Raw genomic sequence first — 15,402 nt, 5'->3', positions numbered from 1 at the left:
TCGGCAAAAAGTGCGCCGGGATCATTTTCAGTCCTCTGGTTGCGCTCTTCGATCACCACATCGCGTTCGGTTGCAATATCTTCCGGCACAAGCGCAAGACCGTCCATCCGGCTGGCTTCCATCTGCATCATCAACTCAAGTCGATCCGAGGCGACGCGCTGAAAATAGCCGGTATAATCGTAGGACGTGAAGGCGTTGTCACTGCCACCGTTGCGCGCCACTGTCGCCGAAAACTCGCCCGCTTCAAGCTCGTCGGTCGCCTTGAACATCAGGTGCTCAAGGTAATGCGCAATCCCAGAAACCCCGCGCGGCTCATCCGCAGAGCCGACCCGGTACCAGACCATATGCACAACCGCAGGCGCGCGATTATCTTCCAAAACCACCACGTCCATACCGTTATCCAGTGAAAACGAGGTGACATCCGCCGCCCGCAACGGCCCTGCAAGGGCTATAACAAAGGGAATAATGACCGTAATGAACCGACGCATGGCCTCTCCTTAAATAAAGTGTCTCGCAAACAAATGAGGGCGATTGCGCGCTGCTTCAAGTTGGACCAACGGACTTGTGAGGCACACTTGCGCTATCGGGCCGGATTTGGTGGCACCGAAGGCGTGCGGATGCCTGCGCGCCGCAACCTCTCAAGTTCAGCGTATTGATCAAGCGAGAGCGACTCGTAGGCTTGAAAGTAGACGTTCACGTTGAACATCCGTTCAAGCAGACGGCCATCGTTTTGCTGGCGGTAGCGCAGGTCCGACGCAGCCAACGTTGTCCGAATGTCTGGCGAGACACCAAAGCGCCCGGTGTAGCGCACCAAGGCCCCATCATTGGAGGCACGTGACAGAACCGCCGGATTGCCACCAAGCGCCACGATCGCCTCGGCGCGCGGTGTTGGATCGGTACGGTTTGTCTGACCGCGGGTTGGTCGCGGCAAAGCAGCAAGGTCTTCGGGAATAACCAATGGCTCGGTCGGCAAAACCCCGAACTCGTCGGGACCCGCACTTCCTGACTGCGAGATATTCAAAAGGTTCGGCATGCGCTCGGTGCTGTTACCGCAGGCGGCAAGCGTCAAAGCAGCAAGCAACAGTAGTGTACGGGTCGACATGTACCAGTTTCCTCGGATCATAACGCCTGTCTTAGCCCGCTTTGGCCTTGGCGTCACGGTCCTTTGGCGGATCGCCTGCCAGAATAATCAGACCAAACGCACCAACGAAAATCGCAATATCCGCAACGTTGAAGGACCAGGGGTTTTCAAAGCCACAACACGACATATTCAAAAAGTCCGCCACAGCCCCGTAAATCAGCCGATCAATGATGTTGCCAATCGCCCCGCCAAGCACAAACCCGGCCGAAATCTGCACCGAAGGGCCCGGCCTGTCGCGCCGCATCCAGATGACGATCCACGCCGAAATGGCCAAAGCCAGCGCGATCAAAACCCAGCGCATTACATCGCCAGCCCCGGAAAATAACCCGAAGTTGATCCCCTCGTTCCACGCCATCCGAAGTATGAGAAATGGTGGTGCCACAAGGATCGTACCAACGGTTTTCAGGTCCAACAACTGCACGACCCAGATCTTAACGATCTGATCAATCACAAAAACCGCAATTGCAGTCCGGGTCATGGGGGCAAGGCTAACCATCAGTGACGGAAGTGTCGCATGGCCGTGAAGACCATCGCAAGGCCCGCGTCGTCGGCCGCGGCAATGACTTCGTCGTCCCGTTTGGACCCACCTGGCTGAATGATCGCCGTCGCACCAGCCTCGGCTGCTGCCAGAAGTCCATCAGCGAAGGGGAAGAACGCATCGGACGCCACAACAGATCCAATAGCGGGACTTTGCGCCGCGCCGATGTCGCCCCCCATGCGGCCCGCCTTCAATCCGGCGATGGTCGAGCTGTCGACGCGGCTCATCTGCCCTGCCCCGATGCCCACGGTCGCACTATCCTTGGCGTAAACAATCGCATTGGATTTAACGTGCTTCGCAACTGTCCAAGCAAATTGCAGATCAGCGATTTCCCGAGCGGACGGCGCGCGCTTCGTGACAACCTTCAGATCGCTTTCGCCCACATGCCCAGTATCATCATCCTGCACGAGCCAGCCTCCGGCCACCTGGCGCACGGCAAGGCGCGCAAGATGCGGATCAGGCAGGCCTTGGGTCGTCAAAAGACGCAAGTTCTTCTTCGCCGCAAAGACTGCCTTGGCCTCTTCGGTTGCGTCCGGAGCGATCACGACTTCGGTGAAAATCCCGGTGATCGCATGAGCAGTTTCAGCGTCCAGTGTGCCATTCAATGCGACGATCCCACCGAAAGCCGAGGTGCGGTCGCAATCAAACGCGCGTCCGAACGCTTCGGCAAATGTAGCCCCCCGCGCGACACCGCTTGGATTTGCGTGCTTGATGATCGCCACGGCCGGACCACCCTCGGGCGCGAATTCAGCGACCAAGCGGAAGGCCGCATCCGTGTCGTTAATATTATTGTAGGACAGTTCTTTGCCCTGATGCTGGATTGCGGTCGCAAGCCCTGCAACATCCGAGCCGTCGGTATAAAACGCCGCCGCCTGGTGCGGGTTTTCGCCATAGCGCAGCGCTTGCGCCAACACGCCCGCGAAGACCCGGCGACGCGGTGTCGCATCCCCCAAGGCATTCGCCATCCAAGTCGAAACAGCGGCATCATACGCCCCCGTGTGCGCGTAAGCCGTCGCCGCAAGACGCTGACGGAACGCATAGGTCGTTCCGCCGTTGGCCGTAATCTCCGCAAGGACCGCCTCATAATCGGCGACATCAACAACGACGCTGACAAATTTATGGTTCTTCGCCGCGGCGCGGATCATCGCCGGACCACCGATGTCAATGTTTTCGATCGCGGTGGCATAGTCGGCACCGCCTGCCACGGTTTGCTCAAACGGATACAGGTTCACAACCGCCAGATCGATCGCGCCAATCCCGTGTTCTTCCATCGAAGCGACGTGATCGGTGTCGTCGCGTAGCGCCAGAAGGCCGCCATGCACCACCGGATGTAGTGTTTTCACACGGCCATCCATCATCTCAGGAAAGCCCGTCAGCTCGGACACATCCCTGACTTCAAGACCCGCAGCCCGAAGCGCCTTGGCGGTCCCACCGGTCGAAATCAGCTCAACCCCCTGAACCGCAAGGTTTTTTGCAAAATCCTCAAGGCCCGTCTTGTCTGAAACAGACAACAGAGCCCGGCGTACCGGCTGAACGTCACTCATCATTGATGTCTTCTTTTCTTTCTCAATCCACGGCCATCATGTCGTCCATCGCATAGTCACGAATGGCCGACGGGGTCTCTTGCGCCTTGGCAAGGGACCAGCTCACGCGCGTGGCATACTCCATCGCCGTGCCAGAGAGAACAATCTGTTTGGTCGCACGCGGAGAAAGGCGCGATTTTTCAAGATAGACGCTTTGTTCAAGCGCCATCGAGGCCTCGCCATGGGAGCGGAAAACCCAGATCTCGCCACTCTTAAGCGCCATCGAAACTGCGGTCCCGTTCATATCTAGCGTTGCATCGACGTCGGGGTGCAAATGAAACCGCACGGAAAACGGAATGCCGCGCAGCTTTGATTTATCAAACACCAGATCAAAGCGTTTGCGATCTGATGCGTTAAAGGCGATCAGCGTATCTTCGCCCGATAAAGCGCGCCCGTCATAGCCAAGGTGCAGGGTGCGCACATGGGTCAGCCCATGGCTTGTCAGATACCCGTCATGCCCGGCGACAAGTCGCGTGCCGCCGTCGGCGTCGTCGCGCTCGAATCGGACGTCGCGCGGCGCATCCGTCAGCAATTCCGAATCACGATCCGACATCTTGCCCGCCGCCCCAAGACGAGAAGACGACAGACCTTCGATCCCCAGCGTAGAATGGCTTGGGGTCGCACGGCCTGCACGGCGCCAACTTTTGCCAAACGTCGCACCGGAACCACAATTCACGATGACGGGCCGCCGACCCGACGTCAGCTCGAACGCCAGGGTCGAGGCATGGCCGTTGGCAGAGGCATTCACCCGTGGTGGTGCGGCCGCATCGGCAATAATACTGGTGCGTCCATGGCTGACGCGCGCATAGCCCATCGCCAGACCTTCGTTAGTGACGGCTTTCACGCCCGACGAGGCCAGGGACCGGTCAAGTCGGCCCTCAAGTCCACGCCCGCCGCCATGAAACCGCGCAAGCCCACCGTCTGAATGGCGCAACGCCCGCAACACCGGCGCCACGGCTTCGATCGCCGCAATATGTGCCACGCCCGGTGAGCGCCCCATATCCTGAAGCGCCGCCGCCGCCCAATTCAACAGCGTGAAGACCTCAAGAAGTTCCTCGGGATTTCGGGTCGAAAGCCCGCCGCCTGCATCAATTTCGCGCGCGCATTCCTGCGCCAAGGCGCGGGTTGCCTCGCCCACATGCGCGTCCATCCCATCAAGCGCGAGGCCCGCGTAAATCAAACCTGTCAGGGCTTCAAACCGCGGCAAACCGGGCGACGCTGCCTTCCACCGGCGGCTAAGGAAAAGCGTCTGTGAGGCCAAAGACCGGAAATAAGCCTCGCTGGTTTCCCGTTCCTGACCATTCAGCAAAAGGATCGCGTGATTAATCCAGCGGATCAACCGCCGCCCGGTCAGATCAGGCGTCCAGCCGGGGCCAGCGCCACGACCGTTGCGAGCGATCCACTCATGCGTCCACTGCTGCGCCCGCTTCGTCGCATGGTGATCACCAACAGCCGCCAAATCATCAAGCCAAGTGAACCCGTGGATTTCAATTTCGAAGCCTTCGTCCGGCATCGGCAAGTCCCAAATTGCGACTTCTGGTGCTTCAACAAGAAAACCGGCGAACAGGAAGTTGCCGCCCGTGATCTGACGACCCCGGGCAAATGAGCCTATTGTTCGGGGTTCAGGCGTTGTGGAAAATGCCGTTGCCGGGCGCGAGAACGAAGCCACACGCGCGTGCAAACGGTTCATAAAGCGCGTCTTTCGCGCGTTCCAACTTTCGTCTCTGGACAACGTGGTCGCCCTGCCTCTACCGTCCGATTGCTTCGGACCTTAACGCAAAGGATATCCGAAGACCCCTAGGCGCGTCATGAAAATTATTCGGCTCAGGCGGGTTTTTGCAGCAATGCGGTAAAGAAGCCATCAATCCCACCGCGTTCTGCCCAGTAATCAGGGCGCAAACGCAAGCCTCCACCCGGTGCGACCCAAGCAGGATCGACGCCCTCGGGAACAAACGTCCCAACGGTCAAATCAGGATGGCGTTTCAAGGCAGCTGCCAATTGCGCCTCGCCCTCTTCCGGCAACAGCGAGCACGTACAATAGACCAGACGTCCGCCGGGTTTCAGCCACCCGAGGGCGCGGTCAATTAACTCAGACTGAAACGGAACAAGTGTTTCAAGCTCGGTGCCGTCTTTGGCATATCCAAGGTCAGGATGGCGGCGCAATGTGCCGGTTGCGGTGCAGGGCGCATCAAGAAGAATGGCGTCAAACGCGGCCTCAGGCGTCCATTCCAAAGCGTCCGCAATGACAAGTTCGGCCGTCATCCCCACACGCGCAAGGTTTTGGCGCAGGCGCACCACGCGGTTGTCTGAAATATCAAGAGCCGTGACATCTGCTCCGGTTGCAACAAGCTGCATGGTCTTGCCGCCAGGTGCCGCGCATAAATCAAGCACGCGCTCTCCGGGTTGTGCGTCAAGCATAAGCGCGGGCAGTGTGGCGCCCGCATCCTGCACCCACCATGCACCATCGTCGTAGCCTTCGATTGCCGACACCTGCCCGGCCTCCGCAAGCCGTAAATTGCCGGTTGGCAGCAACTCGGCGCCAAGCTTTTCGGCCCAGGCGGCTGCATCGGATTTCACCGTCAGGTCCAACGCTGGCGGGCGGGAATGCGCGATCTCCATCGCCGCGACGGCCTCTTTTTTCCATGTCGCAATAAGTCTTTTGCGCAGCCATTTGGCAGTCTGCGGGGGGGGCAACGCATCCCAGTCCTGTTTCATGCGCACGACATTGCGCAAAACAGCATTCACCAGCCCGGCCTTGCTCTTCTTGACAATCGACACCGCTGCGTTGACGGCCGCGTGACTTGGCGCACCGGTCACATTGATTTCGTAAAGCGCCAGTCGCAGCGCGTTCATCACCTGATCCTCAGGCTTCATCCGCAGGTGGGGGCCAAGAAGGCGATCCGACCGGTTGGCCCAGCGCAAGGCCTCGGTGGCCAAACGCAAAGCGCGCGCACGTTCTTCCGGCGGCAACCCTATCAGCACCTCATCAAGGCGATGCGGCGTATGAAGCGGCAGATGCTCTTCGGTCACCTGCGTCATCAGTGCGACAGCGCGCCGTCTGGGCTCTAAACCTGCTTGCGTCATTCCGCCTGCCCCGCCTTGTCCAAAGTTGCCGCCCGCGTATATCAAAGGGGATACTACAACAAGGAAGCCTTTTGCGATGTCAGACGAAAAACTCCCCCTGCCTGCGGCTGCCCAGCGCGCTTTGGCCGAAGCCGAACAACGGCGCAAGAGCGCCAAGGGCGATCCGCTTGCGACAGAACTTGGCGGGCGCGATGGTCCCGAACCTGTCCGCTACGGTGATTGGGAGAAAAAAGGGATCGCAGTCGACTTCTGATTTGCTAATATCAGGAAGACCGTCTGGCGAGCGCTACTCGATACTAAGGTCAGCGGAATCGCCACTGCCCATGTCGGATGTAAAGCGGATTGTGTTTCCCATGACCTCGACAAGCTGACAATTGTCTGCATCGAGTTCCTTGCCGCCCCAGAAAAGATCGCGGCAAAAGAACCCACCGTTCCAGTCCCAGGCACCGGTCACGCTTTGGCCGAACGCGCGACCCTGTATCTGGCCATTGTCCTGCACCTGAATACGAATGCCAAAGCGCCGGAGATTGCGGTCTTTCATCAAGCTTACAAAATTAAGCTCTTCTTCGATGCGCTCAAACCCTTCCGCCAAAGAGGTCGTCGCAAACAGCCCGGCAACCGCGGTCGAAAGTGTAAAAAGCTTCACAAGGCGGCCCATTCAACATCTCCCTATTATATCACACATGATACGAGGGCCGCCCTCACTTGGATCAGTTCAAACCAAGCACATCCAGCATTTCGTATTCACCGGGGTCGCGGCCCTGCCCCCAAAGCGCCGCTCTCAGTGCACCTCGGGCAAAAATACTCCGATCCGTCGCAATGTGGCGCAGAACAATCCGCTCGCCGGGGGCCGCAAAGATAACGTCGTGCTCACCCGCGATGTCACCACCCCTGATCGCATTGAACCCAATGTCACCACGCTTGCGCGCGCCGGTGATCCCATCGCGCCCACGGTCCGACACGTCATCAAGTGACACGCCCCGCCCTTCAGCAGCAGCTTCGCCAAGCATCAACGCCGTGCCAGACGGCGCATCCACTTTGTGATGGTGATGCGCCTCGACAATCTCGATATCGAAATCCTCGTCCAGCGCCTCGGCAACTTTCTTCGTCAACAGTGTCAACAAGTTAACCCCAAGCGTCATATTGCCCGCGCGAATAATCGTGGCATGTCGTCCTGCCGCCGCGATCTTTGCAAGCTCGCCTTCATCCATTCCCGTCGTGCCTATTACATGCACGATCCGTGCCTGAGCCGCTGTCGCAGCGTAGGCAACTGTAGCTTGCGGCGCGGTGAAATCGATGACCGCCTGCGCCGCGGCGAAGGTTTCCAACGCATCATCACTGACAACAACGCCGACCTCCGCACCGCCCATCGCAGCCCCGATATCCAGGCCGACCCAAGCATGCCCCGGCCGCACAAGAACGCCCGCCAGTCGCATGGCATCGCTCTCGCTTACGGCCTTGATAAGCATTTGACCCATGCGGCCGGCGGCTCCTGTGATCACAACACCGGGTAGATTGTGCATCTTTTGTCTCCTTTGTCGCTCTTCCATACGACCTCGCGGCGCGCGAGAAAAGCGCCGCTTGCGGGAGCCTGCACGAACGATTAGATCCGCAGTATGGCAAAGCCTCGTTTCAATGATGGTCCCGGACCCAGTCAGCGCCAACTGCGCGTGGCGGAATTGGTCCGTCGCAAGCTTAGCGACGTCCTGAACCGAGGCGACATACACGACCCTGACCTTGGCCGCATGTCGATCACGGTGGGGGAAGTGCGGTGCTCGACCGATCTGAAGGTTGCAACCGCTTATATTTTGCCCCTAGGCGGAGGTGACCGCGACGCCGCGCTGTCCGCCTTGCGCAAGAACCGTGCCGAGATCCGGCGCGTTGTCGCAAAAGGGCTGGCGCTGAAGTTCGCTCCTGAAATCCGGTTTGCAATAGATGAAACTTTTGACCGGCTTGACGATACACGTCGGCTTTTTGCAGACGACAATGTTCGCCGCGATCTGGACAGCGATTAGTTTGACGCTTTTGGCGGCAAGCGCGGCCACGGCTGCGGGTTGTCGCACGGTCGTTTTTGAAGACACACCCTTTTCGGTATGCGAGAGCGCACCAAGCGACAACATCCGCCTTTATTTGCGCGATGACGAAGGTGCGATACTTGGTACGTTTGACCGGATTATCGCCCAAGCAAAAGCCGAAACACGTGATATCGTTTTTGCGATGAACGGCGGCATGTATCACTCGGATCGCAGTCCGGTCGGGCTCTATATCGAAAACGGAATGGAAGAGGTCGGAATTGTCACCCGTGAAGGACCGGGCAATTTTGGCCTTTTACCAAACGGAGTGCTTTGCATCAAAGATGCGAGTGTTGCGGTGATCGAAAGCCGCACTTTCGCGGCCAATCCGCCGACTTGTACCTTCGCTACCCAATCCGGGCCGATGCTTGTGATTGATGGCGCGCTTCACCCCCGCTTCCTGCCAGACAGCGCGTCGCGTTTCATTCGAAACGGCGTCGGCGTCACCGAGGACGGGACGGTTTTCGCGGTCATTTCGGACGTTCCGGTCACGTTTCACCACTTTGCACGGCTGTTTCGCGACCTGCTTGGCACGCCCAATGCGCTTTTCCTCGATGGCAAGGTATCCCGCCTTTACGCACCCGACTTGAACCGGCGCGATTTCGGATTTCCATTTGGACCGATGCTGGCCGTTACGCGCGCCTCTGATTGACGCCTCCCGCCGCAACCGATAGCAGACATTTTTTGATGCAACCCAAAGGCGGGAACCGACGTGGCACGGCGTAAAAAAGGACGCGATATCTCAGGATGGGTTGTGGTGGACAAGCCTGCGGGGATGTCTTCCACTATGGTAGTCGGCAAGGTGCGCTGGGCGTTTGACGCCAACAAAGCAGGTCACGCAGGCACCTTGGACCCGGAGGCCACAGGCATCCTCGCCATCGCATTGGGCGAGGCGACAAAAACCGTGCCATTCGTGACCGACGCGACAAAGGCCTATTCATTTACTATCAAACTGGGCGCCGCCACAAACACAGATGACGCCGAAGGCGAGGTAATAGCGACTTCAGACACGCGTCCGGAAGACGCCGAAATTCGCGCAGCCCTCCCTGCCTTCAGCGGCGACATCCTGCAAGTCCCGCCACAATTTTCTGCGGTAAAGATCGACGGGCAACGCGCCTATGCCTTGGCCCGCGCGGGCGAAAGCGTGGAAATCGCGGCCCGACCACTTTTTGTCCAGCGTCTGGAATTGATGGATCGCCCCGACGCCGACCACGCCACGCTTGAGATGGAATGCGGGAAAGGCGGGTACGTCCGCGCGATTGCCCGTGATCTCGGCGAGACTTTGGGATGTTTGGGGCACGTTCTAAAATTGCGCCGCATTTGGTCCGGTCCCTTCACGCTTGAGGATGCGGTCTCTTTGGATCAAGTCAACCAGATGGCGCGCACACCCGAGTTGGACGAAATACTTTTGCCGCTTGAAGTTGGTCTCGCGGATTTGCCGGAATGTCGTACCACAGCCGAGGGGGCTGCGCGCCTTAGCAACGGCAATCCAGGAATGGTGATATCAAGCGAGGCTGAGTTCGGCGATCTTGCATGGGCTTCGTTTCAGGGACAGCCCGTTGCGGTCGGCATTTACCGGTCCGGTGAACTTAGTCCGACGCGCGTGTTTCGATTGTGAGTCTCGTCACTCGGACGCATGCCATCGACGGCACCGAAAGCAGCGCCGTGTATTCGGATTGCGAGCGCTATCGCTTTGCCTTGACGCGGACATGGGGCACCAGCGGCGGACGCCTTCTGTTTGTAATGCTGAACCCGTCGAAGGCCACTGAGCTGGCGAACGATCCCACGGTAGAACGCTGCGAGCGTCGCGCACGCAAGCTTGGCTATGCCGCGATGCGCGTCTGCAATATCTTTGCCTGGCGCGAAACCGAACCTGCATTACTTAAGAAAGCGCGTAATCCGATTGGCAACGCCAATAATGCACAGCTTCACGAGGCTGCGGGTTGGGCAGACAACATTCTCTGTGCGTGGGGAGTGCATGGCGCCTACCTCGGACGCGGCAATGAGGTGGCGCAAATGTTGTCCGAGCATGAAGCGCCGCTTCTTTGTCTTGGACAAACCAAAGATCGACATCCACGCCATCCGCTTTACGTCAGCTATTTACAGGCGCCAGTCCCTTGGGCACCCGCCTAGGCAGAGGCAGTCTGATCCACTGCCACAAGCTTTACGTTTCGCGGACCCGCATCTATGGCTCCGATCAAAACTGCCGCCACCCGGCCATCGGCAAGCTCCAAGGCGTCCGAGCCATCAGGCGTTATCGAAACCGAAACGGCGGTTGTCGCAAAACTTCATCGGGCCGCCGTCATCTTCTATCTCGCACTCTGCAACATCGCGCGCCGCGTCTTGTTTCCAGGCGGCTTCTTCTTTGATGAATTCACTTTCGCGTAGATCCAGAAGTTTTGACAAAAGGTAGGATTGCGGTCCCTTGCGCGGATGGTTAAACCGCGCCTTCCCAGCCCTCTAGGCTTTCGGCGTCGTCATCTCCAGTGCCGTCGAGAAAGTCATTTCCGATATCACCACGGATCGTGTCATTCCCCGCACGACCAAAAATCACATCGTCAAACACGGTTCCGGTCAACAAATCAGGACCCGGCGTACCCTCGATCCGTCAAGTCGGGTTTTTTAGCTTTCAAAGCCGCCACCCGAGCCTCCGCTGCCCCCCAATGAAACGAGACGGCCCACGCCGAGTATCGCAAGAAGGATTTCCATCAATCTCGCCTGTTCTGCCCGGCTTATAATTTAAAGGGTCTATCCACGGAAATCTTGACCTACTCAGGCCCGTCGCAGCGCTCTCCAGAAACCGCTTTGCAAACGGGGCGAGATCTCCTATACGCCCGCATCCGCGCCGCAATTTGGGGCCGGACCCTCCAAGGGCCCTGCTGGACGACATCCCGGCTTGCGCCATCACTCAAACCCTAAGGAGACCCCGATGTCGATTACGACTGAAGAAAAAGCAAAAGTTATGAAAGAATTCGGCACCAAAGAAGGCGACACCGGTTCGCCCGAAGTTCAGGTTGCCATTCTTTCCAGCCGCATCGCAACGCTGACCGAACACTTCAAGACCCACAAGAAAGACAACCACGGTCGCCGTGGCCTTTTGAAGATGGTCGCGACGCGCCGGAAGCTTCTGGACTATGTCAAAGCCAAGGAAGAGTCCCGTTATCAGGACTTGATCCAACGCCTCGGCCTGCGTCGCTAAAAGGGATTTCGGTTCAACAAGAGCCGGACAGCCTGACGCGGAAAGACCTTCCAGAACGAACGATGTGGCGCGGGAAACCCCCGCGCCATTTTCGCAGTAAGGGTCCTAGTTGGACACCGAATGCCCGCTGTGATCCATGCCTTGCTCGGTCACCACAAAAGTCACCGGCACTTCTCCAGCGCGATCAAAGACCAGCGTCGCGTCAACCATGTCGCCCGTCGGAAATTCGCCAGGCTGAAGCCCCATAATCATCACATGGAAGCCACCGGGTGCAAATTCGACCATGCCCTCGGAAGGGATCGAAATTGCCTCAACATGAAGCATCCGCATGACACCATCTTCTTCACGGCTTTCGTGGATCATCGCCATCCGGCCTTCAATCTTGACATCGACGAGCAGGTCGCCTTCCGCACCCATGTTCGAAATCATCATATAGGCACCAGCGGCCCTCGCATTCTCGAAGGCTTTATAGATCACTGGATCCGATACTTTGATCGTGCCAACTTGCTCGCTAGCAACCGCCGAAGTCGCCATAAGCATTGCCGCAATAGACAGAGTTTTACGCATTCTAGTCACCCAAACTAGGTTTTCCGTAATCTATAGGTAATTGCTTGCGCTCGGCCACTCCAGAACTGCGCGACGATCCGGCGCGGGTCTTAGGTGGCTATTCGCGGCCTTCTTGGTGTTCTTGGCCAGATCATTCCGGCAGCAAAAGCGGCAAACGCCAGTGCAATCACTGCAAGCCAACCCGCAGCCCCTTGCTCCCGAGGTTCAGGCGCACAAAGCGTTAGCGCTCCGCCATCTGGCAAAGACACAGTTTGATCCCAAACCTCGACGTGAGGAATGAACTCCCGCACGCGCAACTCAAGGACGCCACGGCCGGTTTCCGGAAGCTCGATCACCAGCTCGGCAAACCCGCCGACCTCCCACCCGAAAAACCCCAGATACCCTTCGAGCGTCGCAAGGCTTATATTTTGCACCGTTTCAGGCGAGGTGCAGACGGCGATCGAAAGCTCAGCGTCATAGGGCGATGTAAAATCCGGCCCTATATCCGGGTCATGCACCATCATCGAACGCGCCTCAAATGGGGTCGTAGTGCCGCCCAAGCGCACCGTACTTGACGCAAAAATCTCGTCGGCAAGCGGGAACGTCCCGTCATAAAGCCGCGCACATCAACCGTTCCATCGTTCGCCGGTAACCCTTCGGCCCCCATCCCGAAGATCCGCCTGAGATCAGTCGCCGCCATCTTGAAAATACAGTGCAACAGATTGCGCGCTGCGATCCACAATCAACGTGGCGTCGGCAGCAATCGCCGGAGTCGCCAGAGCAATGGACACCGCCGCGCTGAAAAAGGGGCGAAAATTCAACATTTCACTCTCCTAAATGATTGCGCAGCCCCAAAAGTCGAGCCTTTGGCCATGCGCAGAACGCACTACACCCCGCACCAACGTGAAAATTCATTTCCAAAGCGCGTATTTTCCTGTAAGGGCGGCCTATCTGAGACGTGACGCACTGACCCTGGCGCATGAAATGATAAGAGGGGTCGGCGGCAATGGGGCCGCCACTTAATCGGGCACTCGGACCGCCGAGACAGGCCCAAACAGGATACGAAAAATGTTCAATGAAGTGAAAAAATCCATTCAGTGGGGCGAAGAGACGCTTACACTGGAAACAGGCAAAGTTGCGCGTCAGGCAGACGGTTCAGTTATCGCCACATATGGTGAGACCTCCGTGATGGCCAACGTGACTTTCGCAAAAAGCCAAAAGCCGGGTCAGGACTTCTTTCCTCTGACCGTGCACTATGGTGAAAAGTATTATGCCGCAGGTAAAATTCCGGGCGGTTTCTTTAAGCGCGAAGCGCGTCCGACGGAAAAAGAGACGCTGACCTCGCGCCTCATCGACCGTCCTATCCGTCCGCTGTTTGTCCCCGGCTTTAAAAACGAAGTTTTGGTGATCTGCACGGTGCTTAGCCACGATCTGGTCAATGACCCGGACATCATCGCTATGATCGCAGCCTCTGCTGCACTGACGATTTCGGGTGCTCCTTTCATGGGTCCGATCGCCTGCGCACGTGTTGGCTTTGAGGATGGCGAATACATTCTGAACCCAACCGTCGACGATATGCACGAGTTGAAAAACAACCCCGAGCAGCGTCTCGACCTGGTTGTCGCCGGCACCAAAGACGCCGTGATGATGGTGGAATCTGAAGCATATGAGCTTACAGAAGCCGAGATGCTTGGCGCTGTAAACTTTGCGCATCAGGAGATGCAGCCGGTTATCGACCTGATCATCGATCTGGCCGAAGATGCCGCAAAAGAGCCGTTCGATTTTCAGGCTCCTGACTACAGCGGCCTTTTTGCCGCTGTTAAAGCCGCCGGCGAAGACAATATGCGTGCGGCCTATGCGATCACCGACAAGCAGGAGCGTACAACAGCCGTTGGCGCAACTCGCGACGCGATCAAGGCAACCTTGAGCGAAGAGCAGCTTGCAGACGAGAACCTTGGTTCAGCCCTTAAGAAGCTGGAATCGGCAGTTCTGCGCGGTGATGTTGTCAAGCATGGCCGTCGTATCGACGGTCGCGCAACGGACGAAATTCGCGATATAGTTGCAGAAACCGGCATTCTGCCGCGGACCCACGGTTCGTCGCTTTTCACCCGTGGTGAGACACAAGGTCTGGTTGTTACCACGCTTGGTACCGGCGACGACGAGCAGATGATCGACGCGCTTTCGGGCACGTATCGTTCAAACTTCATGCTGCACTATAACTTCCCACCCTATTCGGTCGGTGAAGTGGGTCGCTTCGGCTTTACAGGCCGTCGCGAAATCGGTCACGGCAAGCTTGCCTGGCGTGCGCTTCAGGCGGTTCTGCCTGCAGCAACTGATTTCCCTTACACTGTGCGCGTGGTGTCCGAGATCACTGAAAGCAACGGTTCATCGTCGATGGCGTCGGTCTGTGGTGGCTCTTTGTCGATGATGGATGCGGGCGTTCCGCTGAAATCGCCGGTTGCCGGTGTGGCAATGGGTCTGGTTCTGGAAGACGACGGGTCCTACGCGATCCTGTCCGACATTCTGGGCGACGAAGATCACCTTGGCGACATGGACTTCAAAGTAGCGGGTACCGAAAACGGCATCACATCGCTGCAGATGGACATCAAAGTCGCAGGCATCACGTCTGAAATTATGGAAAAGGCGCTTGCACAGGCGAAGACAGGCCGGATGCATATCTTGTCCGAGATGAACAAAGCTCTGTCGGAGACGTCCGAGTTTTCGGTTCACGCACCTCGCATCGAGACCATGCAAATCCCGACCGACAAGATCCGTGAAGTGATAGGCTCGGGCGGTAAGGTCATCCGCGAGATCGTGGAAGTGTCCGGTGCCAAGGTCGACATCAACGACGAAGGTATCATCAAGATCGCCTCGCCGAACGGTGACGCTATCAAGAAGGCCTATGACATGATCCACTCGATCGTGGCCGAGCCGGAAGAAGGCAAAGTCTACAAAGGCAAGGTCGTGAAGATCGTCGATTTCGGCGCCTTTGTGAACTTCTTTGGTAAGCGCGACGGTCTTGTGCACGTCAGCCAGATTGAGAACCGTCGTCTGAACCATCCGTCGGATGTTCTGAAAGAAGGTCAGGAAGTCTGGGTCAAGCTTCTGGGCTTTGATGACCGCGGCAAGGTGCGCCTATCGATGAAGATGATCGATCAGGAAACTGGTGAAGAAACTGCAGCAGAAGCCGACGCCGAGTAATCTGTGTTCTCTGTTTCGCCCCTTGCGGGGCGATCCGC

Annotated in this window: 20 protein-coding genes; 8 read left to right on the top strand and 12 right to left on the bottom strand. The window is 57.8% G+C overall.

Annotated features, from left to right (window positions below; translation table 11 throughout):
- The 6 genes from Q1B15_RS13170 to Q1B15_RS13145 all read right to left on the bottom strand — a co-directional run.
- Positions 1-488, bottom strand: a 488-nt coding sequence (locus Q1B15_RS13170) for an insulinase family protein (RefSeq protein WP_299754268.1), incomplete at its 3' end; no start/stop codon positions are given.
- A 92-nt stretch (positions 489-580) separates the two neighbouring features.
- Positions 581-1,102, bottom strand: a complete 522-nt coding sequence (locus Q1B15_RS13165; RefSeq protein ID WP_299754266.1) for a DUF3035 domain-containing protein — start codon at positions 1,100-1,102, stop codon at positions 581-583.
- Between the two features lie 31 nt (positions 1,103-1,133).
- Positions 1,134-1,619: a signal peptidase II gene (gene lspA, locus Q1B15_RS13160; RefSeq protein ID WP_299754264.1), complete on the bottom strand. Its 486-nt coding sequence runs from the start codon at positions 1,617-1,619 to the stop codon at positions 1,134-1,136.
- Between the two features lie 17 nt (positions 1,620-1,636).
- Positions 1,637-3,223, bottom strand: coding sequence for a bifunctional phosphoribosylaminoimidazolecarboxamide formyltransferase/IMP cyclohydrolase (gene purH / locus Q1B15_RS13155; RefSeq protein WP_299754262.1), 1,587 nt, complete (start codon positions 3,221-3,223; stop codon positions 1,637-1,639).
- Between the two features lie 22 nt (positions 3,224-3,245).
- Positions 3,246-4,952: a heparinase II/III family protein gene (locus tag Q1B15_RS13150; RefSeq protein ID WP_299754260.1), complete on the bottom strand. Its 1,707-nt coding sequence runs from the start codon at positions 4,950-4,952 to the stop codon at positions 3,246-3,248.
- Between the two features lie 134 nt (positions 4,953-5,086).
- A complete protein-coding gene (locus tag Q1B15_RS13145) occupies positions 5,087-6,346 on the bottom strand; it encodes a transcription antitermination factor NusB (RefSeq protein ID WP_299754258.1) in 1,260 nt (419 codons plus the stop codon).
- A gap of 76 nt (positions 6,347-6,422) precedes the next feature.
- Here Q1B15_RS13145 and Q1B15_RS13140 point away from each other — a divergent pair, with 76 nt between their 5' ends.
- Positions 6,423-6,599 (top strand): DUF1674 domain-containing protein, encoded by a 177-nt coding sequence (locus Q1B15_RS13140; protein WP_299754256.1) that lies wholly within the window; start codon positions 6,423-6,425, stop codon positions 6,597-6,599.
- A gap of 33 nt (positions 6,600-6,632) precedes the next feature.
- On the opposite strand, the gene Q1B15_RS13135 is transcribed toward Q1B15_RS13140, so the two are convergent.
- Both Q1B15_RS13135 and dapB read right to left on the bottom strand, forming a co-directional pair.
- Positions 6,633-7,004 carry a dihydrodipicolinate reductase gene (locus Q1B15_RS13135; protein ID WP_299754254.1) on the bottom strand — a complete coding sequence of 124 codons (372 nt, stop codon included), beginning with the start codon at positions 7,002-7,004 and terminating at the stop codon, positions 6,633-6,635.
- A gap of 52 nt (positions 7,005-7,056) precedes the next feature.
- A complete protein-coding gene (dapB, locus tag Q1B15_RS13130; RefSeq protein ID WP_299754252.1) occupies positions 7,057-7,869 on the bottom strand; it encodes a 4-hydroxy-tetrahydrodipicolinate reductase in 813 nt (270 codons plus the stop codon).
- 93 nt (positions 7,870-7,962) lie between these two features.
- Here dapB and rbfA point away from each other — a divergent pair, with 93 nt between their 5' ends.
- Genes rbfA through Q1B15_RS13105 form a run of 5 tightly spaced genes read left to right on the top strand, consistent with a single transcriptional unit; the run spans position 7,963 to position 10,806 of the window.
- Entirely contained in the window at positions 7,963-8,361 is a 399-nt protein-coding gene (gene rbfA / locus Q1B15_RS13125; protein WP_299754250.1) for a 30S ribosome-binding factor RbfA, read from the top strand.
- Positions 8,333-9,070 (top strand): phosphodiester glycosidase family protein, encoded by a 738-nt coding sequence (locus Q1B15_RS13120; RefSeq protein ID WP_299754248.1) that lies wholly within the window; start codon positions 8,333-8,335, stop codon positions 9,068-9,070. Before rbfA ends, Q1B15_RS13120 begins: the two co-directional genes overlap by 29 nt.
- Before the next feature lie 60 nt (positions 9,071-9,130).
- Positions 9,131-10,036 carry a tRNA pseudouridine(55) synthase TruB gene (gene truB / locus Q1B15_RS13115; protein WP_299754246.1) on the top strand — a complete coding sequence of 302 codons (906 nt, stop codon included), beginning with the start codon at positions 9,131-9,133 and terminating at the stop codon, positions 10,034-10,036.
- Positions 10,033-10,551 carry a DUF1643 domain-containing protein gene (locus Q1B15_RS13110; protein WP_299754244.1) on the top strand — a complete coding sequence of 173 codons (519 nt, stop codon included), beginning with the start codon at positions 10,033-10,035 and terminating at the stop codon, positions 10,549-10,551. The genes truB and Q1B15_RS13110 overlap by 4 nt, the downstream gene beginning before the upstream one ends.
- Positions 10,552-10,605: 54 nt before the next feature.
- Positions 10,606-10,806, top strand: a complete 201-nt coding sequence (locus Q1B15_RS13105) for a hypothetical protein (protein WP_299754242.1) — start codon at positions 10,606-10,608, stop codon at positions 10,804-10,806.
- A 49-nt stretch (positions 10,807-10,855) separates the two neighbouring features.
- On the opposite strand, the gene Q1B15_RS13100 is transcribed toward Q1B15_RS13105, so the two are convergent.
- Positions 10,856-11,023 carry a hypothetical protein gene (locus Q1B15_RS13100; protein WP_299754270.1) on the bottom strand — a complete coding sequence of 56 codons (168 nt, stop codon included), beginning with the start codon at positions 11,021-11,023 and terminating at the stop codon, positions 10,856-10,858.
- Between the two features lie 324 nt (positions 11,024-11,347).
- On the opposite strand from Q1B15_RS13100, the gene rpsO reads away from it, so the two are divergent.
- Positions 11,348-11,617, top strand: coding sequence for a 30S ribosomal protein S15 (rpsO, locus tag Q1B15_RS13095; RefSeq protein ID WP_299754240.1), 270 nt, complete (start codon positions 11,348-11,350; stop codon positions 11,615-11,617).
- Positions 11,618-11,722: 105 nt separating this feature from the next.
- Here rpsO and Q1B15_RS13090 read toward each other — a convergent pair whose 3' ends face one another.
- The 3 genes from Q1B15_RS13090 to Q1B15_RS13080 form a co-directional block, all read right to left on the bottom strand.
- Entirely contained in the window at positions 11,723-12,184 is a 462-nt protein-coding gene (locus Q1B15_RS13090; RefSeq protein ID WP_299754238.1) for a copper chaperone PCu(A)C, read from the bottom strand.
- An 89-nt stretch (positions 12,185-12,273) separates the two neighbouring features.
- A complete protein-coding gene (locus Q1B15_RS13085; RefSeq protein WP_299754236.1) occupies positions 12,274-12,687 on the bottom strand; it encodes a hypothetical protein in 414 nt (137 codons plus the stop codon).
- Between the two features lie 162 nt (positions 12,688-12,849).
- Positions 12,850-12,987 (bottom strand): hypothetical protein, encoded by a 138-nt coding sequence (locus tag Q1B15_RS13080; protein ID WP_299754234.1) that lies wholly within the window; start codon positions 12,985-12,987, stop codon positions 12,850-12,852.
- A 244-nt stretch (positions 12,988-13,231) separates the two neighbouring features.
- Between Q1B15_RS13080 and pnp the strand changes: the two genes are divergently transcribed.
- Complete coding sequence (pnp, locus tag Q1B15_RS13075; protein WP_299754231.1) at positions 13,232-15,364, top strand: polyribonucleotide nucleotidyltransferase; 2,133 nt, start codon at positions 13,232-13,234, stop codon at positions 15,362-15,364.
- Positions 15,365-15,402: the final 38 nt, after the last annotated feature.

The organism is uncultured Boseongicola sp. (assembly GCF_937988555.1).
In the GTDB taxonomy this organism is placed as follows: domain Bacteria; phylum Pseudomonadota; class Alphaproteobacteria; order Rhodobacterales; family Rhodobacteraceae; genus Boseongicola.
The sequence above is the reverse complement of the archived record's forward strand: the minus strand, read 5'-3'. Positions and strand labels throughout refer to the sequence as shown.

Bases quoted from the DNA above. Each gene is read 5' to 3' on its own strand.
- Q1B15_RS13165 (WP_299754266.1), bottom strand. From the start codon at position 1,102: ATGTCGACCCGTACACTACTGTTGCTTGCTGCTTTGACGCTTGCCGCC.
- lspA (WP_299754264.1), bottom strand. From the start codon at position 1,619: ATGACCCGGACTGCAATTGCGGTTTTTGTGATTGATCAGATCGTTAAG.
- purH (WP_299754262.1), bottom strand. From the start codon at position 3,223: ATGAGTGACGTTCAGCCGGTACGCCGGGCTCTGTTGTCTGTTTCAGAC.
- Q1B15_RS13150 (WP_299754260.1), bottom strand. From the start codon at position 4,952: ATGAACCGTTTGCACGCGCGTGTGGCTTCGTTCTCGCGCCCGGCAACG.
- Q1B15_RS13145 (WP_299754258.1), bottom strand. From the start codon at position 6,346: ATGACGCAAGCAGGTTTAGAGCCCAGACGGCGCGCTGTCGCACTGATG.
- Q1B15_RS13140 (WP_299754256.1), top strand. From the start codon at position 6,423: ATGTCAGACGAAAAACTCCCCCTGCCTGCGGCTGCCCAGCGCGCTTTG.
- Q1B15_RS13135 (WP_299754254.1), bottom strand. From the start codon at position 7,004: ATGGGCCGCCTTGTGAAGCTTTTTACACTTTCGACCGCGGTTGCCGGG.
- dapB (WP_299754252.1), bottom strand. From the start codon at position 7,869: ATGCACAATCTACCCGGTGTTGTGATCACAGGAGCCGCCGGCCGCATG.
- rbfA (WP_299754250.1), top strand. From the start codon at position 7,963: ATGGCAAAGCCTCGTTTCAATGATGGTCCCGGACCCAGTCAGCGCCAA.
- Q1B15_RS13120 (WP_299754248.1), top strand. From the start codon at position 8,333: ATGTTCGCCGCGATCTGGACAGCGATTAGTTTGACGCTTTTGGCGGCA.
- Q1B15_RS13105 (WP_299754242.1), top strand. From the start codon at position 10,606: ATGGCTCCGATCAAAACTGCCGCCACCCGGCCATCGGCAAGCTCCAAG.
- rpsO (WP_299754240.1), top strand. From the start codon at position 11,348: ATGTCGATTACGACTGAAGAAAAAGCAAAAGTTATGAAAGAATTCGGC.
- Q1B15_RS13090 (WP_299754238.1), bottom strand. From the start codon at position 12,184: ATGCGTAAAACTCTGTCTATTGCGGCAATGCTTATGGCGACTTCGGCG.
- Q1B15_RS13085 (WP_299754236.1), bottom strand. From the start codon at position 12,687: ATGATGGTGCATGACCCGGATATAGGGCCGGATTTTACATCGCCCTAT.
- Q1B15_RS13080 (WP_299754234.1), bottom strand. From the start codon at position 12,987: ATGTTGAATTTTCGCCCCTTTTTCAGCGCGGCGGTGTCCATTGCTCTG.
- pnp (WP_299754231.1), top strand. From the start codon at position 13,232: ATGTTCAATGAAGTGAAAAAATCCATTCAGTGGGGCGAAGAGACGCTT.